Here is a 26,123-nt window from a genome sequence, read left to right on the forward strand (position 1 = left end):
GGGCTCGACGCGGTGGCCCGGAACCGGTACACCGGCCGGTGCCATGTCACTACGAGGAGGGACCTGCGGGCCGCCGCGACCGTTGAACGGTCCGGGGACACCGCACCCACCGAAGGAGCGTCACCGCATGAGCACCCTCGACATCCTCTCCGCGGACGAGCGCCTGATCGTCGGCACCGTACGCGACTTCGTCGACGACCACGTCCGGCCGGTCGTCCGGGAGCTGGAACACGCCGACACCTACCCGGGTGCGCTGATCGAGCTGATGAAGCAGCTCGGCGTCTTCGGGCTGGCGGTCCCCGAGGCGTACGGCGGCACGCCGGTCTCCACCCCGTGCTTCGTCCTGCTCACCGAGGAACTCGCCCGCGGCTGGATGAGCCTGGCCGGCGCGATGGGCGGGCACACCGTGGTCGCCAAACTGCTCGTGCACTTCGGCACGGAGGAGCAGAAGCGGCGCTACCTGCCGCGGATGGCCACCGGCGAGGTCCGTGCCACCATGGCGCTGACCGAACCGAACGGCGGCTCCGACCTCCAGGCGCTGCGCACCGTCGCCCGCGCCGACCGCAGCGGCGGCGCCGACCAGTACGTCGTCAACGGCACCAAGACCTGGATCACCAACTCCCGCCACTCCCAACTGATCGCGCTCCTGTGCAAGACCGACCCGGCCGCCACCCCGCCCCACCGCGGCATCTCCGTCCTCCTCGTCGAGCACGGCCCCGGTCTGACGGTCTCCCGCGACCTGCCCACACTCGGGTACAAGGGCGTGGAGAGCTGCGAGCTGGTCTTCGAGGACTACCGGGCGCCGGCCGACGCCCTGCTCGGCGGCGTCGAGGGCAAGGGGTTCGGGCAGATGATGAAGGGCCTGGAGACCGGCCGGCTCCAGGTCGCGGCCCGGGCGCTCGGCGTCGGGCGCGCGGCGCTGGCTGACGCGCTCGCCTACGCCCAGCAGCGCGAGGCGTTCGACAAGCCGATCTGGCAACACCAGTCGATCGCCAACTACCTCGCCGACATGGCCACCTCCCTCACCGCCGCGCGCCACCTCACCCTCCATGCGGCACGGGAGGCGGACGCCGGGCACCGGGTGGACATGGAGGCCGGGATGGCCAAGCTCTTCGCCTCCGAAACGGCCCTGCAGATCGCGATCAACGCCGTCCGCATCCACGGCGGTTACGGCTACTCCACCGAATTCGACGTCGAACGCTACTTCCGCGACGCACCGTTGATGATCGTCGGCGAGGGCACCAACGAGATCCAACGCCAGGTGATCGCACGCGAGTTGGTCCGACGCGGCGGACTCGACGGCTGACCGCCCCGACGGCGAGATCCGGCCGGCGCGAACTCCGGTGCCGGCCGCCGACCCCGCTGACATGATCGGCGCCATGAAGGTACTCGTCATCGGGGCGACGGGAACGATCGGCAGCGCCGTCGCCCAGGCACTGGAAGCTTCGCACGAGGTGGTCCGGGCGTCCCGCCGCGGTCCGCCCGGCCCACCGGCGGTGACGGCCGGGCGAGGGCTCGACGCTGCCCGCCCGAAGGCCGCCGCGGCGGAAGCCGGCAGTGAGCCGGGAAGGGGGTCGGTCCACCGGACCGGCTCGACCGAACTCCCGCGCACCACCACTGACTTCACTTCCAAGGATGTCCGGGAATCCCCCTTCGCGACGGGGCCTCGGCAGGGCATCATGCCTGCGATTTACCCCATGGCATCAGCCGAGGCGTCCGGAGGGCCGTATGGTCCGGCCCTTTGGGAGCCGCCGCGGGCGAGACGTGGGCGAAAGCCGCGTCCCGCCCGTTCGCCGATGCCGACCACCCCCCACGGAAGGCCATGTCATGCCCCGGAAAGCCCTGGTGACCACGGCTGCGGCCGCGATGGTCCTGGCGCTCACGGCCCTGTCCCCGATGTCCCCGTCCGCCCTGGCCCGGGCCCCGCAACGCACCGACGCGTCCGGCGAGCGCACCGCCGTCGTCTACCGCGTCCCCACCCACGACCAGCGGGACGCCCAGAAGCTGATCTCCTCCGGATTCGACCTGATCGAACGGCGCCAGGGCGACGACCTGTTCGTCATGGGCGACCCGTCCACGGCGACCGGGCTCCGCCGGCTCGGCTTCACCCCCACCGCCGTCGAGACGATCCAGCAGCCGCTGGCCCGCCAGCCCCGCGCGACCGGCGGTGGCGTCGACGACACCTATGACGGCGGCTACCACACCGTCGACGCGCACTACGCCCACCTCGACCAAGTCGCCGCCCAGCACCCGGACATGGCCAAGGTCGTCACCTACGGACAGTCCTGGCTCAAGCAGAAGGGACGCGGCGGGCGCGACCTCAAGGCCATCTGCCTCACCAAGATGAAGCAGGGCGACTGCCAGCTCGACCCGAAGGCGCCCAAACCGCGCTTCTTCCTGATGAGCCAGATCCACGCCCGCGAACTCACCACCGGGGAGGTCTCCTGGCGCTGGATCGACACCCTGACCAACGACTACGGCAAGGACCCCAAGATCACCGCGCTGATGGACTCCACCGAGATGTGGGTCGTCCCGATCACCAACCCGGACGGCGTCGACATCGTCGCCCAGGGCGGCGACGACCCCATCCTCCAGCGCAAGAACGCCGACGACGCCAAGGGCAACTGCGGCGCCAACGGCCAGATAGGCGTGGACCTCAACCGCAACGCGGGAACGCACTGGGGCGGCGCCGGCACCTCAACCCAGCCGTGCAGCGAGGTCTACCGCGGCTCCGCCGCCGACTCCGAACCGGAGAACACCGCGCTGGAGGGCCTGTTCCGGAAGCTGTATCCGGCCGTGCGCACCGGCACCGGCGACAGCGATCCGGCGCCGGACACCGCCAAGGGCCTCATGATCAGCCTGCACAGCGACGCGAGCATGGTCCTGCTGCCCTGGGAGGCCGACCACACCCTTCACACCGGCAACGACGCCGCACTGCGCGCCCTCGCCGGACGCCTCGGCTCGCTCACCGGCTACCAGTCCGGGCAGGCCGGCGAGATCCTCTACGACGCGTCCGGCGGCACCGACGACTGGACGTACGACAAGCTCGGACTGGCCAGCTTCACCATCGAGATCGGCGACAGCGACGGACGCGGCTGCTCCGGCTTCACGCCGGCCTTCTCCTGCCAGGACAGCTACTTCTGGCCGAAGCTGAAGCCCGCCCTCCTCTACGCGGCGCAGCAGGCCACGGCGCCGTACCGGACGTCGGCCAAGGGCCACTGACGCCCTCTCCCGAGCGTGCTGCGCCGCCGACGTACCGACGGCATCAGCCCGCACGGATCGCGTAGTTGAGCGCGCGTTCGCCCAGCGTCTCCTCGACGACGTCGAGGAGCTCCAGCAGGGCCGCGGCGATCGTGGCGGGCTTCTCGCCCGCCACGATCCGCCGGCCGATCTCGCCGTAGACCAGCGAGTGGAACCAGCCGATCTGACTGGCGACCACGCGCGGCGTCTGGTCCCCGGGCGCCGCGCCGGTCTCCTCGGTCAGAACCGTCACGAGGGCGTCGGTCATCTGCCGGCCGAGGTCCTCCAGCCGGGCGGTGAGCGTGGGCGCGGCCCGCATCATCTCGAAGACGGGGCCGAAGCCCGCGGTCAGGCCCACCTTCCGGTCGCGCCGCCGCAGTTCGTCCCGCAGCCGGTCCAGCACGGCCCGCGCGGCGGACTCGCCGGGCCGCCGGTCGCGCACGATGTCGGCGAGCCGTTGCGGGGAGGCTTCGTCCGGCGGCAGGACCAGGTCCTCCTTCGCCGCGAAGTAGTTGTAGAGGGTGTTGACCGAGACGTCCGCCGCCGCCGCGACCTCGGCGATGGTGACCTTGTCGAAGCCCCGCGCCACGAAGAGGGCGAGCGCCACCTCGGAGATCCGCTGCCGTGTCTGCCGCTTCTTCCGCTCCCGCAGCCCGTCCGTCACGACACGTCCTCGGGCAGCCGCCTCGCGGATCCCCGCGCACGGGTGGCGAGGCGGTCCGCGCAGTCGTCGCGCCCGTCGTCCGCGGCGCCGACACCGGGCTCCTCGCCCAGCCCCTCGGCGACGAGTGCCTGGCCCTCCCACGCGGCCCCGACGCACTTCACCACGGAGCTCGCCAGGCACGGTCCGGAACCTGCGGAGACCCGCCTACCGCCGGTTCTGACCTGCGCACATGACTCTTCCACTGTCTTTCACGTTCCCGCCGGCTCGTGCAGTCGATTCTTTCCAGGCCCTCCCCAACGGCCCGGACGCTCCCAAACGCTCTCCGCATTCGCCTGTTACGGAGGAGTTCCGGATGCCTGATCTCCCGTCAGTGGTCCGTCGTGCCGGCGGGGAGCAGGAGAACAGGCAAGCAGACGACCGGTGAACCGACGGAAGGAAGGGCATGAGCAGGAGGAGTCTAGCCTGCGGTGGTACGCGGGCGGCGAGGGACCGGCCCGCGGGCGGGCGCAGGTCGGATCACGGTCACCCGAGTCCCCGCACCCGTCCCGACAACGGCCATGTCCTCGCTCGTGGAAGCAACCATGCGGGGCATCCTCGCAACACATCCGAGCCCCCACCAGACCGCCTCGACATCCGCAGAGCAGGCCCCTTCAGCAGGATGGGGGGCCGGCGAGGCCGTCCTGGCGCGTCACATGGGGAAGTCCGTGTTCGCGCAGGGGCCCGACGTGCCAGTCATGAGCCTGGCAGGCGTCGAGTATCCCCGGCAGCGCCCGCAGGGTGGTGCGCCAGGAGCCGGTGGCGGAGGTGCAGTCGGAGTCGTGGAGCAGGATGGTGCCGCCGCCGCGCAGGTCCCGCAGAACGGTGCTCCGGACGGAGTGCGGGGTGGCCCGATTGCGCCAGTCCTCGCCCCAGCAGGTCCACAGCACCGGCGTCAGCCCGAGGCGGCGGCAGGCGAGATGGGTCGCGGTGGTCAGCACCCCGTACGGGGGCCTGAAGAGCGTCGGTGCTCGGCCGGTGACGTCGGCCACCGCATCGCGGGCGCGGGCGATGTCGTCCCGGGTGGCGCGGGGGCCGCGGAGCAGCAGGGGGCGGTGGTCCCATCCGTGGACGGCGAGCTCGTGCCCGGCGTCGGCCATCTCCTTCGCCAGGCCGCGCGAGCGGACCAGCATCGAACCGAGCAGGAAGAAGGTGGCCCGGATCCCGCGTGCCTCAAGGAGGCGGAGGAAGTGCGGGGTTGCCAGGTGGTCGGGTCCGTCGTCGAAGGTGAGGGCGACGTGGTCGGGATGGCCCTGTCCGGCCAGGCGGGGCATGGTCGCGTTGCGCAGCGGTCCGAACGTGGAGATCACGGGTGCGGCGTGCAGGGCGGCGAGCCCCGGCAGGACCGTGCCCGCGGCGAGGAGCGCGGGGCGGGCCGGGGTCATCGGTCGTCCCGGTCCAAGTAGTGGGCGACGGTGGTGAAGTGGGCGGGGGTCTTGGCATACGCGTAGGTCAGGGGCGCGGCGACGCCGAGCGAGAGGGCGGCTGCGGTGGTGGCGGCCAAGGCGAGCCGCCGCCTGCCCGGCTGGCGCACCGCGGGCGACGGCGCGGTGGGTCTGGACCGGCGTCCGATGCGGGCCGCGATGGCGGGTACCGGGCCGGAAGCGGCTCGGTGCAGGGCGATGCCTGCCTCGCGTTGGGCTGTGCCTCGTGGCCCGTGCAGAAGCTCGGTGAGCACGGGGCGCAGCCCTTCGGCGGTACGGATCCAGGCCGCCAGGCCCGCCTCCTCCAGCGCTCGGGCGTTGGTGCGGCCGTGGCCGGGGATGCAGCGGTAGCTGGCCACCGGTAGCCCGGAGGCGAATGCCTCCAACGAGGTCAACCCGCCGGCGTTTTGGACCAGCACGTCGCAGGCGTGCATCAGGCCGGGCATGTCGTCCACCCAACCGAAGGCGTGGGTGATGCCGTCCTGCCGCAGCTGCTCGGCGAGGGCCTGGTTTCGCCCGCACACCACCACCGGCATCGCGACCTTCGTCGCCCGTATCTCGGCGGCGGCCTGCCGTACCGCTCCGACGCCCCAGGACCCGGCGACCAGCAAGGCCAGGGGCGCGTGCTCGGGAAGGCCGAACCGGGCCCGCGCGGCGGAACGTCGCCCGCCGACGACGGGGGTGAAGCGGGCATCGGTGACCGGGCCGACGACGGTGACGGCGGCCGCGCCCTGGACGTGGGCCTGGGCGGCGGGTATCGGGTGCACGGCCAGGTGCGCGTCGATGCCGGGGGCGACCCAGAGGGCGTGGACGGAGAAGTCGGTCAGGAAGGTGAAGGCCGGCACCTCCAGCGCGCCGCGCCGTCGCAGCGCGCCGAGGACCTGGCTGGCTCCCGGGTAGGTCGAGACGACCGCGGTCGTGTCCTGCGGGATCGCGGCCAGGGTGCGGTGTTCGGCGCTGCGCAACAGCGCCCGCCAGACCGTACCGGGACGCGAAGCGTGCTCCGTGGCCTGGTAGAGGCGTTGGTAGCCCTCCGGTGCCCGGGTCAGCAACCGGAGGTAGGCGCCGCGCAGCAGCTTGCCGAGGCGTGCGGGCAGGAGGTCGAGGAAGTCGTACCGGTCCACCCGGTACCCCTGCGCGGCCAGCCGGGCGGTCAGCCCGTCGGCCGCCCCGTCATGGCCTGCGCCGACGCTCGCGGAGATGACGGCGATGCGGCCGCTGCCCGTCTCCTGCGGTCCTGCGGGGGGAGGCGAGCCCGGCAGCAGTTCGTGACGCTCGGGCACGGTCGATCAGCCTCCTGACGGAACACAGGGCGCGAGGCGGGCACGCCCCGGGCAGGCGGCACCAGGCGCAGGCCGAGGCCGCGCCGCACCGCGAATCCGAGCCATGACGGATCGCGACAGTGCCGAGGACCGAAGCTACTACATGATGTAGAACTTGGGGAACGGGAACCCTGTCCGAGGGGGCAGTGGACTCTCGAAGGCCGGGGCGTCGGGGCGCCGGACCGGGCAAACGACCGGAGTGCGCGGAGCAGGACCGGCGGCGGGTGGGTGAGCGCGGCCGCGGCGCCGGCTACGACTGGCGCTCTCCGTGCCCTCGTCGATCCCGGTCCGCGCAGCACGCCCCCGGCCGGACGCCGTGGTCAGCCGGCCAGGGGCGCACGATGTCGAGGTACGCCGCACACTGTGCCCACTGTGCGTTGTCCAGCATCCGGTCGTTGTCGGATGCGGCATTGGCCAGGCTCGCGCAGCAGAGAACCAACAGCAGGCCGCCCGCCGCGAACGGCAGTCTCCGACGGGCAGGAGGCGGCGAGAGCAGGGCCTTCACCCGTTGCGGCACCGCCCCGCCGGTTGCGGCCAGTGCCGGGGGGCGGGACGCGGCGGCCGAGGCGAGCGCGGCGCGCCCGACAGCTTGCGCGACGACCCTGCGGTCACCGACCCGCGCCGCGGCGTCCTCGTCGGCCCAACGCTCCAGGACGAAACCACCGGTGGAAGCCAGCGGCCACAGCAGCGGATTCAAGGCCGCGGCAAGCCGCCAGAGCACCTGGAAGGCATGGTGCCGCCCGGCCAGATGCGCCCGCTCGTGCGCGAGCAGGGCCACGCGTTCACCGTCGTCCAGGCAGCGCAGCATCCCCCGGGACACCACGATCCGCCCCGGCTTCCCGGGCAGCGCGAAGGCCAGCGGAACGTCGTCGTCGACGACGGCCAACTCCGCCCGCCCGGGCAGGTCGGCGCACCCCTGCCGGGCCCGCACCAGATGGCGAACCTGGCGTACCGCGGCCACGCCCAACGAGACGACGCCCGCCGCCAGTGCCAGGGCGCTGCCGGCCGCGACGGCGAGGTAGACCGGGTCCTCGGCGCGCAGGACGGCCACGGACCAGTGCCCTTCCCTCGCGATCTGCGGAATCTGTGCCACGCCGGTGAACGCCAGCAGGGCGAGCGATCCGGTCCAACCGACCGCCGTGACGAGCGCCACGCAGACCAACGCCCAGGCGGCCGGGCGTGGCCGCAGCCGACGTGCGAGGGGCGGCGCCAGCGCCGCGAGTGCGGCGGTGACGAGGACCGGGACGTAGACGCTGACCAGCACGGGGTCACCGATTCCGGGCGGAGCGCCCGCCCTCGGCGGGTGGTTCCCCGTGCCCGGTCAGCAACTGTTGCAGCAGGTTCTCGTCCTGCACGGACAGTTCGGAGACGAAACGGGCCAGCACCGCCTCACGGTCGGAGCCACCCTCCAGCAGCGAGTGCATGCGTTGGGCCGTGTGAGACGCCTCGTCGCGGGCCGGCTCGTAGGCGTACCCGCGACCCTCGCGGTGCCGAAGGACCACGCCCTTGTCGTGCAGCCGCGACAGGATGGTCATGACCGTCGTGTAGGCCAGGTCGCCCGGCAGTCGCTCCTGCGTCTCGCGCGCGGTCAGCGGACCGCGAGCGGCCCAGAGCGTGGCGAGCACGTCGCTCTCCAGCTCACCGCGCGCCCGCCTGCCGGATCCCTGACGGGCCTCCTCGCCTCTTCCGCTCACCGCTGTCGCCTTCCTTCGCCATCCGTCCGCACAGGCTACTCGGCCACCTGCCGGCCGCGATCCGCCTCCCGCGGTGACCAGGCAAGTGGGACAGCGGCCCTCGCGCCCGACGAAGGCCGGCCTTGGCACAAGGATTGGGGCTGCTCCGGCACGGTCGGCGTCGGCGACTCTGTGCCCAGCCCGTCCCCGGCAGCGCGCAGGTCGGCGGTGACTTCCGCCCATGACTTGCCCGGGTGCGGAGAGGGGGACACCGCACCGGAACGCGCCGAGGGCTTGGCCCACGGGACGGATGGGTCAGCCGCGGTGCAGCTCGCCACCGCCATCACCGTCACCGCGGAAACGACCGTCACCACTCCGAACCGTCTCACTCATCCCCCCCACCCCTGCACGGTGCACGTGCGGCACCGCAAATGCGGACGTGAGTGTGTCATGCTCCCCGCTGCCGCGAGCGCTCTTCTCGCATCCGGCCACCCCGGGGTCCAGGCGAAGCGGGTTGCCTCAAAGTCTCCTTGCCTACGTCGTGCGCGGGAGCCGCTCTCCTGTCCCGTCACCCCAGACGCGAACCGTCAGCGGACGCATGTCGTCAGCTTCGACCGGCGGTTGTAGCGAACTTGATACGTCGGAGCAGGGTCCTCGCGGCGTCAGGAGGGAAGAAACCCTCGTGGTAGTCAACGAGTTGCGCAATTGAGAAAGTCGGGGGTGGGCAGATGGCTGACAGGGTCAGCGGCGTCGTCCGGTGGTACAACCAGGCACGAGGGATGGGGTACATCGACGGGGACGACGGCCGCGAGCTGCGGGTGGACGGTCGCGCCATCGAGGACGGAACCTTCGTCGTCGAGGGGCTGCGCGTGACCTACGTTCCGGTGGAGGACGAGAACGGCTGGCACGCGGAACACCTGAACATCGTCCGCCACCCTCCGGGAGCCGCCGAGCGCGAGTGACCTGGACGAGTCGCCGCCTCGGGGTGCGCGGGGGAGTCCGTCGACCCCGAGACGGCGACGGGTCGGCCCGAGTCCGCGTCCGGGGCCCGACCGCTTCGTGCGCGTTGGTCTTCGGGTCGGGCCAGGCAGGATGCACGGGCTCGCGGGCCCCATGCCGCCCGGAGGTCGGTCATCGCCTCATGCGGGCGGGAGGGGGCGCCGAGGCCCCTGCGATCGCGTTGGGTACGGTGCACCCCTGTGTACCCCCGTGCGCTGCGGGGTCGCCCGTCGCGCCAAGGTGAGGTTCGGTGAGGTGCCCCAGGCTGCGAACAGGGCTCTCGGCGGCCTTCCCGGGGCGTGGTCGTCGGGTCTGCGGCGCTGGTGGCGGTATCGCGACGGGTGGGCGGGTGCGGTCGGTTCCCTCCTGTGGGAATCCTCACAAACGCTTGCTCGATTGCGCGATCATGCAACTATTGCGTGATTCGGCGCGTCCCATCCGTCAACGACACATCACTTCCGGATGAACCGACCAGACGGACTGGGCACATGCAAGAACAGCAAGCCGGAGCGACGGACCGCGGCCCGGTATGGCGGCAGGATCAGCAGCCCGCGTACCCCTCGTGGGACGCGTCGTCGCCCGCCACGGTGTACGGCCCTTCGCCGGCGAGGAGGAGGGGCAGGCGCTCCGGCCGCCGAAGGGGTCGGGGGTTGCTGGCCTTCGGGGTCGTACTCCTCCTCGCCGCCGTCGGGGTCGTCTGGTGGCTGACCCGGCCGCCGACGCTTCCCACCATTCCCGCTCAGTACCTGGCTACCGTCCAATCCGCCGCGAAGACCTGCCCGGAGTTGAGCGTTCCGATGCTCGCCGCGCAACTCGACGCGGAGAGCCACTGGGACCCGCGGGCGGATTCCGGCCAGGCCCAGGGCATCGCGCAGTTCCATCCGTCGACCTGGGCGGAGTGGGGCAAGGACTTCACCGGCGACGGCAAGGCCGACGTGTGGAACCCGGCCGACGCCATCCCGGCCCAGGGCGCCTACATGTGCCACCTGTTCAAGCAGGTCAAGGGCGTCCCCGGTGACCCCACCCAGCTCGCCCTCGCCGCGTACAACGCGGGTCCCGGCGCGGTGCTCAAGGCCCGGGGCATCCCGGAGATCCCCGAGACGCAGAACTACGTCAACCGGATCGAGGCGCTGATCCCCAAGTACACCCAGACCTACACCAAGCAGATCAGCGCCTCGCCCAGCCCTCCGGGCAACTGACGACCACACGGGGCCGAGCGCCTTCCGGCTCCCTCCGGGGCGGCGACCCCCACTCACAGCATGCCGGGGCGCCCCCGGCCGGTCGGTGCGGGACGGATCAGGTGAGGGGGCGGCAGAGCAGGGCGTCGGGTCGACCGAGTTGGAGCGACTTCCAGGTCATGGCGACTCCGGCGACGTACTCGTTGTCGGCGCACTGGCCCTTGTAGTCGTTCTCGGCCCAGTCACTGCCGTGGGCGCCGCCGGTGGCGGGACGGTTGTCGCCCTGGTCGAACCACACGCTGTGGCCCTTGGTGGGCAGCGGGGCGGCGGAGGGCGCGCAGAGCAGGGAGGCCATGGCGGGGCCCTTCATGCCGTAGCCGACCGCGAAGCTGTTGACCGGGCACTGGAGCTTGTCGTAGCCGTTGGCCCAGTCACCCTGCTTGACGTAGCGCTCGTCGTCGACCGCCTCCCACGCGCCCGCTGCCTTGGGCGGCTCGGCCACGTCGGTGCACAGGCCGCGGCCGTGGCTGCGGCTGAGTCCGATCAGCCGCTCGGTGTCGGGGCAGTTGCCCTTGGAGTTGCCCGGGCTCCAGTCGGCCCCGGCGAGCATGGTGCGGGAGAGGTTCCAGTCTCCGTGATCGATGTCGACGATGTTCCAGTGGTTCGCCGGGGCGATGCGGCCGGTCTTGGCGGGGGCGTTGACGAGCTTGTTCCAGTCGGTGGCCCGCCAGTCGCCGCCGTCCTCGACGCCGAGCTTCTTCCCGGACGCGTCGTAGGAGAGCAACGCCCAGTTGTCGTTCGGCGTGCCCTTCTCGTCGCTCCAGCCCACCAGCGGCCACTGGGCGAAGTCGGTGTCGTTCTTCACCAGGATGTCGGTGAAGTTCTTGAACCAGGACTTCTCCTTGGCGTCGGTGGAGCCGCGGCCGGCGGCGCCGAACTCGCTGACCCACACCGGTGCGGTGAAGTGCTTCCCCTCCTCGGTGACGAACAGCCCCTCGTCGTTCACGACCTGGGCGAGTTGGTCGGGGGTGAAGTCCTCGTAGCGCGGATCGCCGGTCGCTCCCGGACCACTGCCGGCACCGGTGTTGGCCGGACCGGTGTAGCCGTAGAAGTGCACCGCGTAGACCAGCTTGTTCGAGTCGATCAGGGTGTGGGAGAGGGTGCGGACCGGCTTGAGGTCCGGACGTTGGTGGGGGAAGGGGGCGGCGGGGATGCCCTGCCAGTTGATGCCCTCCATGATGACCAGCAGGTCGGGGTCGGCCTGGAGGATCTCGATACCGGCCTGCTCGAAGGCGGTGTACTCGTCGTGCTCGTCGCCCCAGCCCCAGTTGGCGTCGTTCCAGGTGTCGCGGCGGACCTCGTTGCGCAGGTCGGCTCCGACCACGCGCTTGTTGCCCTGGTAGCGCTTGGCCATGAACACCCAGTCGTCGATCCACTGTCGGGTCGACTGGCCGCTGTTCCAGCGCTCGTTGCCGTCCAGGCCGCAGCAGAAGCGGTAGCTGGTGGTGTGGTTGTTGAGGATCACCGCGAAGCCGTCGGTGGTCAGCGCCGCGATGACGGCGTCGAACACCTCCAGCGGCGTCTTCCCCTTGAGCTGCGGGTTGGCGGCGACCGCGCTGTCCGGGACCACGGACTTGTCGTGCACCAGTGCGTTGGCGAACGGCAGCCGGATGCTGTTGATGCCGAGGCGGTGGAAGTCGGCCATGATCCGGCCGATCGGGGTGCGGTCCAGGCCGAGGGGGATGTTGTTCGACTTCTGGTGGGCCTGGTGGTTCGCCACGTCGTCGGCGTCGCCGCTTCCCACGTAAGTCCCCTGAGCACCGGCCCAGTTGCCGGACTTGAGTTTGAAGCGGTCGCCGTCGGCGTCGACGATGTACCGACCCCGCGTGCTGAGCGGGCCGGTCCACGAGGCCGCGAGCGCGTCGCCCGTCAACGCGGCGGGAGCCGAGGCGGGAACGGTGCCTGGAGCAGCCGCGGTCTCCGGAGCCGCCGAGGCTCCGGGGACGGCCACAGTCAGTAGCGCGGTGGCGGCGAGCAGCGCGGGTATGGCACGCCTGACGGATCTGACGGATCTGACGGATCTGACGGATCTGACGGTTCTCATGCAGCCCTCCGGGTGTGGTGGGGGGAAGGGAAGGGGGTGGTGCGGGCCCTGGTCGTCGGCCCGGGGCCGTGGCGCCTCCACCAGCCGCGACGTGTGCCCACGGCTGGCCGTGGACGATGGTACGGCCGCCGACGGTCACGGCCTGGCGTGGTCCACCACCCGCTCCTGGTGCCACAGTTGGCGGATCACCGTACACCGCGGCACGGTCGGCCGCACTACCCGAGACCAGGGTGGCCCCAACCGGAATGCGCCGCCGCCAAGCTCGGCGCCTCCCTCCAACCTCCAGATCAAGTCCCATTCCCGTAGGCCCTCGTTATGGGGGGCTCCGGCCAGGGTGCGCGAGACGACAAGCCCGGCGGCCCGCGATCCCAGGAAGCGGGCCGTGTCGGCGCTGTACGTTCGACCAGTACACCCGCAGCCGCTGCCGAAGGACATGCCCTCGTGAGTGATCGGATCGGGATTGCCTGGATAGGCGAGCACAGCACCACGGACAATGACGGCGGTGTGCCGGGAATGCTCGGCGGGATCTCGCTGACCTGTGCCCGTGGCATCGAGCAGGACGAATTCCTGATCAACCTGGGCGCCGACCTGGACGAGCTTGCCGAACGGACCCCTTACCGGGAGCTCGTCGCGTCGGGGGGCGGACGTCCGGACCGCACGAACCATGCGATGTACGGGACGTGCGGGGAGTGGGTGTACGTGCTGGAGGACTGGGGCATGTCGACGTGGTCGACCGGCTTCCGCAAGGTCAAGTCGATGCGGCCGGCGCCGGGCGAGGAATTCGTCTGCGTGACGATGAACTGGTGGAGCCCGCCGCGCATGACCCTTCACGTGCCGGGCGACGAACGCGTCCTGCGTGCCGAGTTCGGGGAGGACACCGGCGAGGGGTCCGCCCTGGATGCCGCGCTGCGTGAAGCGGGCGCGTTGATCGGGCCCAGGCCGCACGGCGACGCGGCGGAGGCGGAGTACGAGGCGCGCAGGGAGCTGCTGCCTGCGGCGGTGTTCACCGCGGTCGGCGCCTATTGCGGGTTGTCGATCGACCGGGCGGCCGTGGAGGCCGGCGACCTCCCGGCGGTTCTGATCCCCATGGTCTGAGACACCGGCACGGGACGAGACTGGCCCTCAAGCCCCCCCGCACCGCCCCCGTTACGACGCCCACGCTGTGTGCGAGGACGCCGCGTGCGAGGTCGCGGTGTGGAAGGGCCGTGGGCGAATGCCGGTGCAGCAGCGGCCTTGCGTCACTCCTCGGAGCGCCGCTGTGCCGGGGAGCCGTCGGCCGCGAGTGGAAGGTTCCGCAGCGAGAGCGCGCTCGGCGGCGGCAGCGGTTCGCGGGCCGCCTCGGCGCGGAACGACTGGAGCAGGTACGCCACCAGACGCCGGGACGCGGCACGGTCATCCGGCAGTGCGGTGACCAGACCGCAGTGGGACAACAGGGCCACGGCGAGGTCGGAGGGGTGGAAGTCGGGTCGCAGTGCACCCGCCGCTTGGGCCTTGCGGACGAGGGTGGTGAAGTCCTGCTCGACCCGTTCCCGTACCCGTGCCTGTTCTCGCCTGCTGTGCGGGAACGCCGCGACGAACGCGGCCGGGAAGCCCCGTTCCTCCCGTTGCAGTGCGCAGACCGTCTCGACCAGGTGTTGGAAGCCCCGCCACGGATCGGGATCTGCGAGTGCCTCGGTCAGTGCCTGGGCGCAGGTGTCCATCTGTTGGGCGAACGCGGCCCGCACCAGGGCGTCCCGGGTGGGGAAACGCCGGTACAGCGTCGCCACGCCGACCCCCGCCCGTCGGGCCACGGTCGCCATGGGCGCGTCGATGCCGTGGTCGGCGAAGACCGCGCGGGCCGCCGAGAGGATGCGCTGCCGGTTGCGCCGGGCATCCGCCCGCAACCCGTGGTCATCCGCGATCCGAGAGGATTCCTCCACCGCTTTCTCTCACCTCCGACTCAAGTGGACGATCTCGTCCGCTTGGCAGCCTACGCTCGGCGCCCAGGATCAGGCCGCTGCGAAGGTGGGAACGATGAACGACCGCACGATGAAAGCCGTACTCCTCGACCGCTTCGGCGGCCCCGAGGTGCTCTACGTGGGCCGGGTCCCACGTCCCGAACCGGCACCCGGCGAGGTCCTGGTGCGGGTGCACGCGTTCAGCGTGAACGGCGGTGAAATGGCGGCCCGTTCAGGCCGGGTCCAGCTTCTGACCGGCCGGAGGTTCCCGCAACGCAGCGGGCAGGACTTCGCCGGCGAGGTCGCCGCACTCGGCACCGGCACGACCGGCGTCACGGTCGGCGACCGGGTGTGGGGCATCGTGGGCCGCTCCGCGTTCCGCAGCGCCGCCGAGTACGTGACGGTACGACCCCAACGGCTCGGCCGCGTCCCGGACGGCCTCGACCTCGTGGCTGCCGCCGCCCTGCCCGCGACGGGCACCACGGCCGTCACCGCCCTGCGCGACAAGGCTGCGCTGCGCCCCGGTGAACGGCTCCTCGTGCGGGGCGCGGCCGGCGGCGTCGGCAGCGCCGTCGTCCAGCTCGGAAGGGCATACGGTGCCCAGGTCACGGGACTGGCGCGGGCCGCCAACCTCGACTTCGTCCGCACGCTCGGCGCCCACCATGCCATCGACCACCGGACCGTGTCCCCGGCGGGACTGGGCCCGTTCGACGTGGTCGTCGACGCAGCGGGTACCGATCTGCGTACCTTCCGGCGCCTGCTGAGCCCCGGCGGACGGATGGTCGCCCTCGCGCTCGACATGACGCGCCCCGCCGCCTCGCTGGCCTCCATCGCGGCCAGCGCCGTACACGGACCCGGCCGGGTGCGCTACTTCATGGGCAACCCCGAACGTGCGCACTTCGACGACCTCGCCCGCCACGTCTCGGAAGGGAAGCTGCACCCTTCGGTGGACACGGTCTTCCCGCTGGAGGAGACGGCGGCGGCACACCGGGCGTTGGAAGCGGGTGGCGTGCGGGGCAAGTTCGTCGTCAGGGTCGACTGAGGGGTCACCCCGCTCCTTCGGGGAAGCGGTGGCGCTGCTCCAGCTCCCAACGGATGGACGAGGCCGAGGTGGCGTCGAGGGCGATCCAGTGCAGGGCCTCGTCCAGGTCCGCGGTGGTGCGGTGCTGGAGTTCCCGGCCGCGTTCCCTCACGATCCAGTGGATGATCCCGTCATGGACCTCGACGTAGGGGAGGGCGGCGTCCCGCCGGCTGAACGCGATCAGGTCACGCGTGCGGTCGCCGTAGAGCTTGGCGGCCATGTCGCGCGCCGCGGATACATTCCCTCGTCGCGTTCATCGCCGACGCTCGGCCCGGGACGACCGGCTCGGCTCACTGCGTACGTGCGCCCGCAGTCCCTGCTGGCCGAACAGGACGAGCGCCTCGACCGCGCCGCCGTCGGCGCTGCCCAACCAGTGCGGCAAGGACGTGTCGAACTCCGCCGCCTCACCGGGTGGCAACGTCAGGTCGCGCTCGCCGATCACGAGCCGCAGGCGACCGTTGAGCACGTAGAGCCATTCGAAGCCCTCATGGGTCTGCGGGGTCGGTTCGAGCGGTTCCGGCCGGGCGGGGATGATCATCTTGAAGGCGTGCACCCCGCCCGGCCGCCGGGACAGGGGTACGAACGTCATTCCGTACCGGCTGATCGGCTTGAGATGGATGCGCGGGTCGCCGGTGCGCGGCGCACCGACGAGGTCGTCCAGCGGGACGTCGTAGATGCGGGCCAGCGGCAGCAGCAACTCCAGGCTCGGCCGGCGCTGCCCGCTCTCCAATCGGGACAGGGTGCTCTCCGACACGCCGGTCGTCGTCGCCAGGCCGGCGAGGGTGATGCCGCGCTCACGACGCAGCGCACGGAGCCGCGGGCCCACCGCGTCGAGGACCTCGTCGTCCGTTGTGCGATCCATGAGGCCCACCTTGCCATTACCGCAAGATTCCGTGCCAGGTCGTGGGGCGCCTGACAACACTGAACTCCTTCCGAGACAAGGAGACTTGATGAGCACCACCGATGCGTTCTCGTTCTGGGACGGCGTCTACGCGGCCCGACCGGCGGCCGACGCCCCGCGGCCGAACGCTCGCCTCCGGGAGACGGTGGGGAGCCTGCCGCCCGGTGCCGCGCTGGACCTCGGATGCGGCGACGGCGGCGACGCGCTGTGGCTCGCCGGCCAGGGGTGGCGCGTCACCGCCGTCGACATCTCGGCCGTGGCGGTCGAACGGCTCGCCGCCCTGGCCCGCGTCCACGATCTGGGCGACCACGTCCGCACCGCACGGCACGACCTGCACGAGTCCTTCCCGCACGGCGCATTCGACCTCGTCTGCGCCCACTACCTGCACACCCCCTGGGACCTGGACCGGGCATCCGTCCTGCGTTCGGCCGCGCACGCGCTGCGTCCCGGCGGGCGGCTGCTGGTCGTCGACCACGGCTCGACCGCACCGTGGTCGTGGGGCCAGGACCACGACACCCGGTACCCCAGCCCGCGGGAGGTCGCGGCCGACATCGCTCTGGACCCGGAGCGCTGGACGGTGGAGCGTGCCGACGCGGCCCGCCGGATCGCGACCGGACCGGACGGCCGCACCGCCGAGGTCACCGACCACGTCCTCCTCGTCCGCCGCACCGCCTGACTCGCCTGACCGACGCCGTGCCCGACGAAGGAAGGCCACGCCCATGCCCGACACCACCCGCCGCGACCACCGCGCCGACACCCCGCCGCCCCGCACCGGAAGCGCCGAGACCGAGGTCCTGCGCGGATTCCTGGACTACCTCCGGAACTCGATCGTCGCGAAGGTCGAAGGCGCCCCCGAACCGCGGGTACGAGCAGCCGCGGTGCCGTCGGGCACGAACCTGCTCGGTCTGCTCAACCACTCGACGGCCGTGGAGCGTTGGACGTTCCTCGGGGACGACATCACCGACTGGCAGCCGACGTTCCAGGCCGCTCCTGAACACGGCGCGGCCGATGTCGTGGCCCGCTACCGTGACGCGGTCGAATGCGCGAACGCCGTGCTCGACGAGTGCACCGAACTCAACGCACCGGTCCCCGGACCGCGGCGGGGCCGTCCAGGCCCCAGCGCCCGCTGGGCGCTCACCCTCAGTCGGCGATTCGGTGGCAGTAAGCGGTTGCTCCGGTGCGGATCCGGCCCCGGTGCGTGGGGCGACCGGGCGCCAACCCATTGGAGCGGAGGCGGACCCACACCGGCTGTTACGCCCTGCCGTGGCGACGCCGAGGAAGCACGATCGCCCCGCCAGGTCGTGTGATGGACGGGGCGACCGCGCTTCTCAAGTCAGGCCACTAGACGATTCGTCCGTGCGCCCTTGCCGCCTGTGAGAGTCTGAATTCCAATGTGAACCTTCCGTCCTTCGGGGATGCTGAGGTTCGCCTCCGCCTCGTCCCCGGGCTCCAGCTTGCGGAAGAAGTCTCGATGCGTCCCACCGGCCGAGTCGTACCATTGCAGTTCGACCCAGAACGTCAGGTCTGATTGGTTCGTGGCGCTCACGAGTTCACCGTCCGCGGAAAAGCTGACCCATGCGAACTCCTCCGGGTCGCTCCTCTTGTTCAACCAGACGGTGCCGCTCACACCCCCGGCGTCCCCGTCGTCCGTATACCTGGTGCACTCCGCTTCCCAGGTGCTGGCCACGGTGTTCTTGGTGCACTTGACGATGTCAGCGGACGCACTGGTCGTCGTGACCCCAGCCAGTACGATGCCTGCCATCATTGCTCCTGCTACAGAGCGCTTGGAGAGTTTCACTTTCCCTCATTTGTTTGCGGCGGACCACCAACACCCCTTGTTGTGCAGGAGTGTTGGGGCCACGTCTGCGCGTCAAACTGGCGCACAGCCCTAACTGTTTCTGATTTTCCGGATGTTCGGTTTTACGTCATCGCGGCTGAGGGCCAGGCCCTCGGAGAACAGCACCCGCCCCTCCTGGGGGCGCGCCCATGGCGTGACATCAGAATTCCAGGCTTCTGTCGCCATGTCCTTAGCACTCAGTCCACAAGTCGCTTGGCTGAGAGTCCACAACGCCGATGCGACCGCCTGGTGTGGCGTGGACCGAAAGACCGCTGCCGGGCGGTGCTGGACCCGGCAGCGGCTCCTGGTTCTGCCGACTTCCCGTGACCGCGTTCGTCGGCTGGGGCGAGCGGCGGTTGAGCCCTGGACTGCAGACAATCGGGTTCGAGGCTTGACGGCATGGTGTTCGCGTCGCAGAACGGATGCCATGATCACTCAGCGGTCTCGCAGCCGGACACGCCATCCGGTGGCTCCGGACCGCACCACGACAGCGTGACTGACCGAAGGGACCCGGCATGCGCAGACTCGTCTACTACATCGCCACCACACTTGATGGCTTCATCGCGGGCCCGGACGGCGCGGATCCCACCGGTCCCGACGGCTTCTGGCCCATTGCGGAGGATTACGTCCAACATCTCGTGGCCGAGTACCCGGAGACGCTGCCCGTCCAGGCTCGGCAAGGGCTGTCCGTCACGGCGGACGGCGTGCACTTCGACACCGTGCTCGAGGGGCGGCGCAGCTACGAGATAGGTGTGGCGGCTGGCATCAACGACGCCTACCCCCATCTGCGTCATCTGGTGTTCTCCCGAACCCTGACCGAGATCCCGGACCCGGCAGTCGAATTGGTCGCCGACGACCCGGTGGCGACCGTGCGCGGACTCAAGCAGCAGGAGGGCAAGGACATCTGGCTACTCGGCGGTGCCGAACTGGCGGGCTCCCTGTACGCCGAGATCGACACGTTGATCCTCAAGGTCGGCGCGCTGACCCTCGGCGAGGGGATCCCGTTGTTCTCTCGCAAGGCCACGTTCGATCCGCGCACCTGGACGCTCGTCGACCACACCGCCCTCAGGAGCGGTGCGGTGTTCCTCACCTACACGCGCGTCAACGACTGAGGGCTCCGGGCGGGCGGTGCCTGTGCGGGGCCGGGCTCGGACGGGCAGAGGCCCGGGCAGGCGCCCCTGTGGCCGCGAGCCAGGGCGAGCCGGCGTTGCGCCCGTAGCTCGATGGCGCGTCACCGGTGCAGGTGGGGCGATCGGCACCACCGCGCCGGCCGAAATGTCACTTTGTGTTAGGATCACGCGTTTGGACGGTGGTGAGGGCCGGCGACTCCGTTCGTGCGGTTGCCCTTGTTCGTCGGCTGCTCGTTGCTGCCGGGCCTTCCTCGGTACGTTCCCCCTGCGGAAGGCTCTTCATGAACCACCCGGACCACGTCGGCACCTCGCACGGCGACCTCGACCAGCCAGCGGCCCTCACCCCGGCGGCGCCCCCGATCGCCTTCGCCGACATGGGACTGCCGGCCGAGGTGCTCCGCACGCTCACCGAGCTCGGCGTGCGCGAGCCCTTCCCGATCCAGGCGGCCACGCTGCCCGACGCCCTCGCGGGACGCGACGTCCTGGGGCGTGGGCGCACGGGATCGGGCAAGACCCTCGCCTTCGGCCTGCCGCTGCTCGCACGGACAGCCGGGCGGCGCGCGGAGCCCAAGCAGCCCCTCGCCCTGATCCTGGTGCCCACCCGGGAGCTGGCCCAACAGGTGACCGAGGCGCTCGCACCGTATGCCGACGCGCTCCGGCTGAGGATGGCCACGGTCGTCGGCGGCCTGTCGATCGGCCGGCAGGTCGCCGCGCTGCGCGACGGGGCCGAGGTCGTCGTCGCCACGCCCGGCCGCCTGCACGACCTCATCGAGCGCAGGGCCTGCCGCCTGGAACGGGTACGGATCACCGTCCTCGACGAGGCCGACCAGATGTGCGACATGGGCTTTCTGCCGCACGTCACCGAGGTCCTCGACCAGGTGCACCGCGACGGTCAGCGGATGCTGTTCTCGGCGACCCTGGACCGCGACGTCGAGGACCTGGTCCGCCGCCACCTCCACGATCCGGTCGTCCACTCGGTCGATCCGTCCGCGGGCGCGGTCACGACCATGGACCACCACGTGCTGGTCGTCCACGGCCCCGACCGGTACGCCGTCACCACGGAGATCGCCGCCCGCGACGGTCGCGTGCTGCTGTTCCTGGACACCAAGCACGCCGTCGACCAGCTCACCAGGCATCTGCGGGCCAACGGGGTGCGCGCCGCGGCTCTGCACAGCGGCAAGTCCCAGCCGCAGCGCACACGCACCCTTGCGCAGTTCAAGAACGGCCAGGTCACCGTCCTGGTGGCGACCAACGTCGCGGCCCGTGGGCTGCACGTCGACGACCTCGATCTCGTGGTCAACGTCGACCCGCCCACCGACCCCAAGGACTATGTGCACCGTGCCGGCCGCACTGCCCGGGCCGGCGAGTCCGGCAGCGTCGTCACGCTGGTGCTGCCGGGCCAGCGCCGGGAGACGAGCCGGTTGATCGCCGAGGCCGGCATCGCGCCGACGATCACCAAGGTGCGCTCGGGCGAGGCGGAGCTGAGCCGGATCACCGGCGCCAAGGCACCCTCCGGCACCCCCCTCGACGGCGCGCCCGCCACACCTCGCCCCAAGAACACCAATGCCCCCTTCCGCGGCCTGGGCACCAGCAAGAGTGCCTCCCGTGGCACCGGCGGCAAATCCCGCAAGGCAAGCGAGGCCCGCATGCTCGCCGAGGCCCGCAAGGCGGCCCGGGTGCGGCGCGGCGACTGAGCCGCAGGGAAGTTCCGGGGCGCGGTCGTAGTCGACGGCGACGACGTAGCCGAAGGAACCCCCGAGCGGCTCGCGCTGGCCCAGATCTTGGTACGTGGTGCCGGCCGGGGCTTCCCGCGGTGTTCCACGGCAACGGTGCGGCCGCCGCCCGGCCACCCGGGTCAGCCCGACTTCGGCGGCTTCTGTGCGTCGAAGGCGAAGAGAGTGTTCTTGGCCGCGGCCACGACCACCGCACGCCCCGCAAGGGTCACCCGCGGGCTTGCGTCCGGGTCGCCCGTCAAGCCATCGGCCCGCGGATCTGTTGTCCACAGGGGTTTTCCGCCGTGCGGCGACAGCGCGACCACCCGGCCGGTGGCCGAGCTGAAATACAGGGCGTCGGCGCCCGCAACAGGACCCGACGCGCCCTCCACGCCAGTCTGCCGCGACCACTTCTGCCGGCCGGTCGCGGGGTCGAGTGCGGTGACGAGACCGGTCTGCCCGCTCACGTAGACGGTGCCGTCCGCCAGGCCGGGCGTTCCGGCGTACGTCTTGGCCAGTCGGGAGTAAGTGACCTTCCGCGAGGCCGGGTCGACCCGCACCACCCCGTCGTAGCCGGCCCGCTCCGGTCCCGCCAGGTGGATCTGCAGGAGTACGAGCCTGCCGTCGGCGACGCCCATCGGCACGGCGGGGCCGTTGACCGGGATGGGCTTGCCCAGAGTCCCCGAAGCCTGGTCGACCGGGTACAGGACGGGGTGGCGCACCGCCAAGGCATCCACCTCCGCATGCGTCGCGCACATCGCGACGAACCGGGGGCCCATCGGGACGGGAGCGCACTGCGTACCCGCAGGGAACGGCGACGTCCACCTGACCCGGCCGCTGTGCGCGTCGCGGGCCTCGAAGCGGGAGTTGGAAGCGTCGACCGTCACGACGTCTGAGCCGACCACGAGGGCGTCCTGGGTCCGCCCCGTGACGGCCGTCGACTGGGCTCCGGACGCCACGGACCACAGCTCCCGGCCGGTGTGCGCGTCGAGGGCCACCACCTCGCTGGGAGGGCCCTGCGGGGCGTTCTGGGCGGCGAAGCGGTAGCCGAGCACCGTGTCGTCGGTGGCGCCCACCAGGAACATGTTGTTGACGGGTACGCCGGGGCTCTTCGCTGTCCAGACCCGCGAGCCGTCCCCGGCCCTGATGCGTGCCGCGAGGACACTGCCGCCCCCGCAGAACAGCGCATCGCCGTGTGCGACGCAACGCAGTTCGTCGGGGATGTCCGGGCGTCCGCCCGGCACGGTCTCGTGCCACGGCGTGAAGCCGTTCGGAAGTGCGGCACTCGGGGCGGCGGCGCTGTTGCCCTTGCCGCCGCCGCTGTTTCCGCCGAAGCCGCCCGCCACCAGTGCGGCGACTCCGCCACCGATCGCCACCACCGTGACCGCGACCGCGGCCGCGAGCACGGGACGCCATCGGCGAGGCGGTCGGCGGCCGATGGGGGTGCCGGCGCTCCCCGTATCGGGTTCGGCCGGGGTGGTGGTCGGGGCGGCCGGTGCCGGGGTGGCGGTCGGGGCGGTCGGGGCAGTTGGGGCCGGGGTCGCCGGCGTCGCGACGTGATGCTGGGTGATCATGTCGCGGGTGCGGCCCGCGCCGACTCCCCTCGCGTCGGTCTGGCCGAGGTCGGCCGGCAGGTCCCGTAGCAGCACGAGGAGTTCGTGCGCCGAGGGGCGCCCGTCGGGCTCCTTGGCCAGGCACGACTCGACGACCGTGCGCAAGGCAACCGGCACGTCCTCCAGCGACGGCTCCTCGTGCACCACCTGATACGCAGCCAGGTACGGGCTGTCCGCGTCGAAGGGCCCGTGGCCCGTCGCTGCGTACGCCAGCAGCGTCCCCAACGAGAAGACATCGGATCGCGGCCCCACATCACGCGGCGCCTTCAACTGCTCCGGCGACATGAAGGGCGGCGTCCCGATGACCCGCCCCGTGATCGTCAGCGTCTGCTGGTTCACGGCGCGCGAAATGCCGAAGTCGATGACGCGTGGACCCTCGGGCGAGAGCACGACGTTCGAGGGCTTCAGGTCACGGTGGACGACCTCCACCCGGTGGATGTCCCGCAGCGCCTCCGCCAGCCCGATGGCGAGCCTTCGCAGCTCCGCTCCGTTCACCGGGCCCTTCGTGGCGATGCGCCGGGCGAGTGTGTGTCCCTGGATGTAGGTCGTCGCCATCCACGGCTGTTCGGCCTCGGTGGCCGCGTCGACCACGGCGGCGGTGAACGCGCCGCTCACTCGCCGCGCCGCCGCCACCTCCTGCCGGAAGCGGATGCGGAACTCGTCGTCCGCCGCGAGCTGAGGGTGGATCAGTTTGATCGCGACAGGTCGCCCCGAACTCGTACGGGCCAGGAAGACCGTGCCCATGCCACCCGAGCCGAGCCGTGCCTCAAGCGGATAACCGCCGATCTCGGCTGGATCACCTGCGCGCAGCGACACTCTTCCCGACCTCCCGTCCCCCGTGCACCTCTGTCGCCACGGGCCCGCGTACCTGTCCTGCACACAAATTAGCCGCAGGGCAGTACAGCAGAGCACAGCGGGTGACGAACAGGGGCCCCAGGGCCGCTCCCGCGCCGCACCCGACGAAGCCCCGCCAAGAGGAGGGCGTCACCTTCGTCGGCGGCCTGTCCGGTCGGTCGGTGGTCACGTGACCTGACCGCGACCCGAGCCCACGGCACCATCCGGCCTGACCCGGCAGGTCCTCATCCTCGTCGACTGCGTCTACCAAGGCGCCGGCTCAACCGTCCGCACCCCCTACAAGAAGCACCACGAACAACCCAAGCACTACCAGCAGTTCAATCGCGACCACGCCCGACTCCGCGCCTGCGGCCAACGCGCCCTCACCCAACTCGAGCAATGCCGGGTCACCCGCCGAGCACGCTGCTCAACCAACCGCTCGACACCATCATCCAAGCCCCCCAAGCCCTCCTGGCCTGCGGAATTGGAGAATGAAAAGGGCTCATTGGGCCGTACAACAACGCGCCCATATTTCGCATGCTCGCGAACGTTCAACAGGTTCAACATGCCGATCTTGGCCGGGGGGTTCCTCCGATTGTGGCCAAGGTATGCAGTAGAGGTCTACCCGGTCCAGATGCGGTCGCATCGGGCGCCTACCTGTTGCCTCGGCCGTTTCTGGAAGCCTGAACTGCTGCCAGGAAGTGCCTGTTATGACGATCATCACTACGCCGCCCGGCGTACCTACCCTGAAAGGGTTTGGTTCCCTGGCCGGACGCCCTCGATGAAGAGATCCGCGGCCGCCTCATTGCGAGGGTTTCTGGTCGAGCTGTTCCCATGACTCCCTGCAGCGAGAACGAGTTCGCCAGGTTTGCGTGCCGGGGTGATAGGTGGCACTGACGACATGACGGTCGCCGGCGGTGAGATAGATCTTGAGCTAGCGGAGGGACAGCTCCCATGAGCGATTCAGGATACGCAGAGTCCACGGGCGCCACGGCAGATGCCCGGCATCCAGCGGAGCCCTGGCGGGTCAAGAGCATCGAGTTCATCCGACTCACAACCGTCGAGGAGCGCAGAGCAGCTCTGTCGGCAGCCGGCTACAACGTGGGCCTGCTGCCGGCGGAGCTGGTGTACATCGACCTTTACACCGACTCGGGTACCAGCGCGATGTCGGACCGGCAGTGGGCTGCCGTGATGCTTGGCGACGAGTCATATGCGGGCTCGCGGAGCTATTACCGCTTCGAGGCGGCGGTGCGTGGCTACTACGGCTATGAGCACGTGATACCTGCCCACCAGGGGCGGGCAGCGGAGAACTTGCTGTCGCGCTGCCTTATTCGACCGGGTCATCACATTCCGGGAAACATGTACTTCACCACCACGCGCCAGCACCAGGAGCTCAACGGCGGGACTTTCCACGACATCATCATCGACGAGGCCCACGACCCGGACGCGGACTTGCCGTTCAAAGGGAATGTCGATCTCGTCAAGCTGGAACGGCTCATCGACAAGGTGGGGGCCGAACAGGTCCCGTACGTTTCCCTGGCTGCGACGGTGAACATGGCCGGAGGCCAGCCCATCAGTATGGCCAACCTCGCGGAGGTCCGCGAACTCACCCGCCGCCACCGGATCCCGGTCATGCTCGACGCGGCGAGGGCAGTGGAGAACGCCTGGTTCATCAAGCAGCGTGAGCCGGGCTGGAGCGGACGCTCGGTGGCCGACATCCTGCGGGAGATGTGCGCGCTGACCGACGGCGCCACGATGTCGGCGAAGAAAGACAGCTTCGCCAATATCGGTGGCTGGCTTGCTGTGCGCGATCCAGCACTCGCGGAGCAGGCACGCAACCTGGTCGTTGTCTACGAGGGACTGCACACCTACGGCGGGATGGCCGGCCGTGACCTGGAAGCGACGGCGCAAGGCATTGAGGAGTCCGTACAGGAGGACAGCATCCGCACCCGCGTCCAGCAGGTGGCGTACCTGGCTGACCGGATCGCTGCGGCGGGCGTGCCGATCGTGCGCCCGGTGGGCGGGCACGCCGTGTTCCTCAACGCTTCCGCATTCCTGCCGGGCGTACCTCACGAGCAGTTTCCCGCACAGACGTTGACCTGCGCGCTCTACCTCGACGCCGGGATCAGGTCCACTGAGCGGGGAGCCGTGTCGGCAGGGCGCGACCCGGTGTCGGGCGCGAACCGGTATCCGCGCCTCGAACTGGTCCGGCTCACCATCCCGCGTCGCACCTACACGCAGAGCCACATGGATGTGGTGGCCGACAGCGTCATCCGGCTGTACGAGCAGCGAGAGGCGCTGCGTTCGGGCGTGGAGTTCGCCTACGAACCCGAAACGCTGCGCTTCTTCCAATCCCGGTTCCGGCCGCTGTCGGGCGAACCGCTCTTCGGGTAAGTCGCGAAGTACCCCGCAGACCCATCAGGGGCGAGTGAGGAAAC

Annotated in this window: 23 protein-coding genes and 1 pseudogene; 12 read left to right on the forward strand and 12 right to left on the reverse strand. The window is 70.9% G+C overall.

Annotation, left to right across the window (positions count from 1 at the left end):
- The first annotated feature begins 127 nt into the window (after window positions 1–127).
- Window positions 128–1,306: an acyl-CoA dehydrogenase family protein gene (locus ACJ6WD_RS15205; protein ID WP_044372456.1), complete on the forward strand. Its 1,179-nt coding sequence runs from the start codon at window positions 128–130 to the stop codon at window positions 1,304–1,306.
- 521 nt (window positions 1,307–1,827) lie between these two features.
- Window positions 1,828–3,222, forward strand: a complete 1,395-nt coding sequence (locus tag ACJ6WD_RS15210; protein WP_407615953.1) for a M14 family zinc carboxypeptidase — start codon at window positions 1,828–1,830, stop codon at window positions 3,220–3,222.
- 43 nt (window positions 3,223–3,265) lie between these two features.
- Here the strand turns inward: ACJ6WD_RS15210 and ACJ6WD_RS15215 are convergent, their stop codons facing one another.
- The 6 genes from ACJ6WD_RS15215 to ACJ6WD_RS15240 form a co-directional block, all read right to left on the reverse strand.
- A complete protein-coding gene (locus tag ACJ6WD_RS15215) occupies window positions 3,266–3,904 on the reverse strand; it encodes a TetR/AcrR family transcriptional regulator (RefSeq protein ID WP_407615954.1) in 639 nt (212 codons plus the stop codon).
- The gene (locus ACJ6WD_RS15220) at window positions 3,901–4,068 is read right to left on the reverse strand and encodes a hypothetical protein (protein ID WP_376446757.1); all 168 of its coding nucleotides are present in this window, start codon (window positions 4,066–4,068) and stop codon (window positions 3,901–3,903) included. The genes ACJ6WD_RS15215 and ACJ6WD_RS15220 overlap by 4 nt, the downstream gene beginning before the upstream one ends.
- Before the next feature lie 486 nt (window positions 4,069–4,554).
- Window positions 4,555–5,325: a polysaccharide deacetylase family protein gene (locus ACJ6WD_RS15225; RefSeq protein ID WP_331246185.1), complete on the reverse strand. Its 771-nt coding sequence runs from the start codon at window positions 5,323–5,325 to the stop codon at window positions 4,555–4,557.
- The gene (locus tag ACJ6WD_RS15230) at window positions 5,322–6,647 is read right to left on the reverse strand and encodes an MGDG synthase family glycosyltransferase (protein WP_407615955.1); all 1,326 of its coding nucleotides are present in this window, start codon (window positions 6,645–6,647) and stop codon (window positions 5,322–5,324) included. Before ACJ6WD_RS15230 ends, ACJ6WD_RS15225 begins: the two co-directional genes overlap by 4 nt.
- Window positions 6,648–6,936: 289 nt before the next feature.
- Window positions 6,937–7,950, reverse strand: coding sequence for a M56 family metallopeptidase (locus ACJ6WD_RS15235; RefSeq protein ID WP_407615956.1), 1,014 nt, complete (start codon window positions 7,948–7,950; stop codon window positions 6,937–6,939).
- A 4-nt stretch (window positions 7,951–7,954) separates the two neighbouring features.
- Window positions 7,955–8,380: a BlaI/MecI/CopY family transcriptional regulator gene (locus ACJ6WD_RS15240; protein WP_044372484.1), complete on the reverse strand. Its 426-nt coding sequence runs from the start codon at window positions 8,378–8,380 to the stop codon at window positions 7,955–7,957.
- Between the two features lie 707 nt (window positions 8,381–9,087).
- On the opposite strand from ACJ6WD_RS15240, the gene ACJ6WD_RS15245 reads away from it, so the two are divergent.
- Together ACJ6WD_RS15245 and ACJ6WD_RS15250 are read left to right on the forward strand one after the other, a co-directional pair.
- The gene (locus tag ACJ6WD_RS15245; protein ID WP_078487047.1) at window positions 9,088–9,321 is read left to right on the forward strand and encodes a cold shock domain-containing protein; all 234 of its coding nucleotides are present in this window, start codon (window positions 9,088–9,090) and stop codon (window positions 9,319–9,321) included.
- A gap of 687 nt (window positions 9,322–10,008) precedes the next feature.
- A complete protein-coding gene (locus tag ACJ6WD_RS15250) occupies window positions 10,009–10,557 on the forward strand; it encodes a lytic transglycosylase domain-containing protein (protein ID WP_331246188.1) in 549 nt (182 codons plus the stop codon).
- Window positions 10,558–10,654: 97 nt separating this feature from the next.
- Here ACJ6WD_RS15250 and ACJ6WD_RS15255 read toward each other — a convergent pair whose 3' ends face one another.
- Window positions 10,655–12,547, reverse strand: a complete 1,893-nt coding sequence (locus ACJ6WD_RS15255) for a glycoside hydrolase family 5 protein (protein WP_407615957.1) — start codon at window positions 12,545–12,547, stop codon at window positions 10,655–10,657.
- Window positions 12,548–13,081: 534 nt separating this feature from the next.
- On the opposite strand from ACJ6WD_RS15255, the gene ACJ6WD_RS15260 reads away from it, so the two are divergent.
- Window positions 13,082–13,735, forward strand: coding sequence for a hypothetical protein (locus tag ACJ6WD_RS15260; RefSeq protein ID WP_407615958.1), 654 nt, complete (start codon window positions 13,082–13,084; stop codon window positions 13,733–13,735).
- Window positions 13,736–13,878: 143 nt separating this feature from the next.
- Here ACJ6WD_RS15260 and ACJ6WD_RS15265 read toward each other — a convergent pair whose 3' ends face one another.
- Window positions 13,879–14,559, reverse strand: coding sequence for a TetR/AcrR family transcriptional regulator (locus ACJ6WD_RS15265; protein ID WP_376553164.1), 681 nt, complete (start codon window positions 14,557–14,559; stop codon window positions 13,879–13,881).
- 94 nt (window positions 14,560–14,653) lie between these two features.
- Between ACJ6WD_RS15265 and ACJ6WD_RS15270 the strand changes: the two genes are divergently transcribed.
- Window positions 14,654–15,619, forward strand: a complete 966-nt coding sequence (locus ACJ6WD_RS15270; protein WP_233655929.1) for an NAD(P)-dependent alcohol dehydrogenase — start codon at window positions 14,654–14,656, stop codon at window positions 15,617–15,619.
- A gap of 4 nt (window positions 15,620–15,623) precedes the next feature.
- On the opposite strand, the gene ACJ6WD_RS15275 is transcribed toward ACJ6WD_RS15270, so the two are convergent.
- Window positions 15,624–15,878 carry an Imm63 family immunity protein gene (locus ACJ6WD_RS15275; protein ID WP_233655927.1) on the reverse strand — a complete coding sequence of 85 codons (255 nt, stop codon included), beginning with the start codon at window positions 15,876–15,878 and terminating at the stop codon, window positions 15,624–15,626.
- A gap of 33 nt (window positions 15,879–15,911) precedes the next feature.
- Complete coding sequence (locus ACJ6WD_RS15280) at window positions 15,912–16,520, reverse strand: helix-turn-helix domain-containing protein (RefSeq protein WP_407615959.1); 609 nt, start codon at window positions 16,518–16,520, stop codon at window positions 15,912–15,914.
- An 88-nt stretch (window positions 16,521–16,608) separates the two neighbouring features.
- On the opposite strand from ACJ6WD_RS15280, the gene ACJ6WD_RS15285 reads away from it, so the two are divergent.
- Window positions 16,609–17,235, forward strand: coding sequence for a bifunctional 2-polyprenyl-6-hydroxyphenol methylase/3-demethylubiquinol 3-O-methyltransferase UbiG (locus tag ACJ6WD_RS15285; protein WP_233655925.1), 627 nt, complete (start codon window positions 16,609–16,611; stop codon window positions 17,233–17,235).
- Window positions 17,236–17,278: 43 nt separating this feature from the next.
- Entirely contained in the window at window positions 17,279–17,866 is a 588-nt protein-coding gene (locus ACJ6WD_RS15290) for a DUF664 domain-containing protein (protein ID WP_407615960.1), read from the forward strand.
- Between the two features lie 26 nt (window positions 17,867–17,892).
- Here ACJ6WD_RS15290 and ACJ6WD_RS15295 read toward each other — a convergent pair whose 3' ends face one another.
- On the reverse strand, window positions 17,893–18,357 hold the full coding sequence (locus tag ACJ6WD_RS15295) for a hypothetical protein (protein ID WP_407615961.1): 465 nt from the start codon (window positions 18,355–18,357) through the stop codon (window positions 17,893–17,895).
- Window positions 18,358–18,911: 554 nt separating this feature from the next.
- On the opposite strand from ACJ6WD_RS15295, the gene ACJ6WD_RS15300 reads away from it, so the two are divergent.
- On the forward strand, window positions 18,912–19,508 hold the full coding sequence (locus ACJ6WD_RS15300) for a dihydrofolate reductase family protein (protein ID WP_407615962.1): 597 nt from the start codon (window positions 18,912–18,914) through the stop codon (window positions 19,506–19,508).
- A gap of 299 nt (window positions 19,509–19,807) precedes the next feature.
- Window positions 19,808–21,220, forward strand: a complete 1,413-nt coding sequence (locus ACJ6WD_RS15305; RefSeq protein ID WP_233655920.1) for a DEAD/DEAH box helicase — start codon at window positions 19,808–19,810, stop codon at window positions 21,218–21,220.
- A gap of 161 nt (window positions 21,221–21,381) precedes the next feature.
- Here ACJ6WD_RS15305 and ACJ6WD_RS15310 read toward each other — a convergent pair whose 3' ends face one another.
- Window positions 21,382–23,667 (reverse strand): protein kinase domain-containing protein, encoded by a 2,286-nt coding sequence (locus tag ACJ6WD_RS15310; RefSeq protein WP_407615963.1) that lies wholly within the window; start codon window positions 23,665–23,667, stop codon window positions 21,382–21,384.
- Between the two features lie 204 nt (window positions 23,668–23,871).
- Between ACJ6WD_RS15310 and ACJ6WD_RS15315 the strand changes: the two are divergent.
- Window positions 23,872–24,180, forward strand: a pseudogene (locus ACJ6WD_RS15315) (IS5/IS1182 family transposase); the annotation flags it as partial.
- Between the two features lie 459 nt (window positions 24,181–24,639).
- Entirely contained in the window at window positions 24,640–26,079 is a 1,440-nt protein-coding gene (locus ACJ6WD_RS15320; protein WP_407615964.1) for a tryptophanase, read from the forward strand.
- Window positions 26,080–26,123: the final 44 nt, after the last annotated feature.

The organism is Streptomyces sp. VTCC 41912 (assembly GCF_045799175.1).
Taxonomy (GTDB): Bacteria; Actinomycetota; Actinomycetes; order Streptomycetales; family Streptomycetaceae; genus Streptomyces; species Streptomyces albulus_C.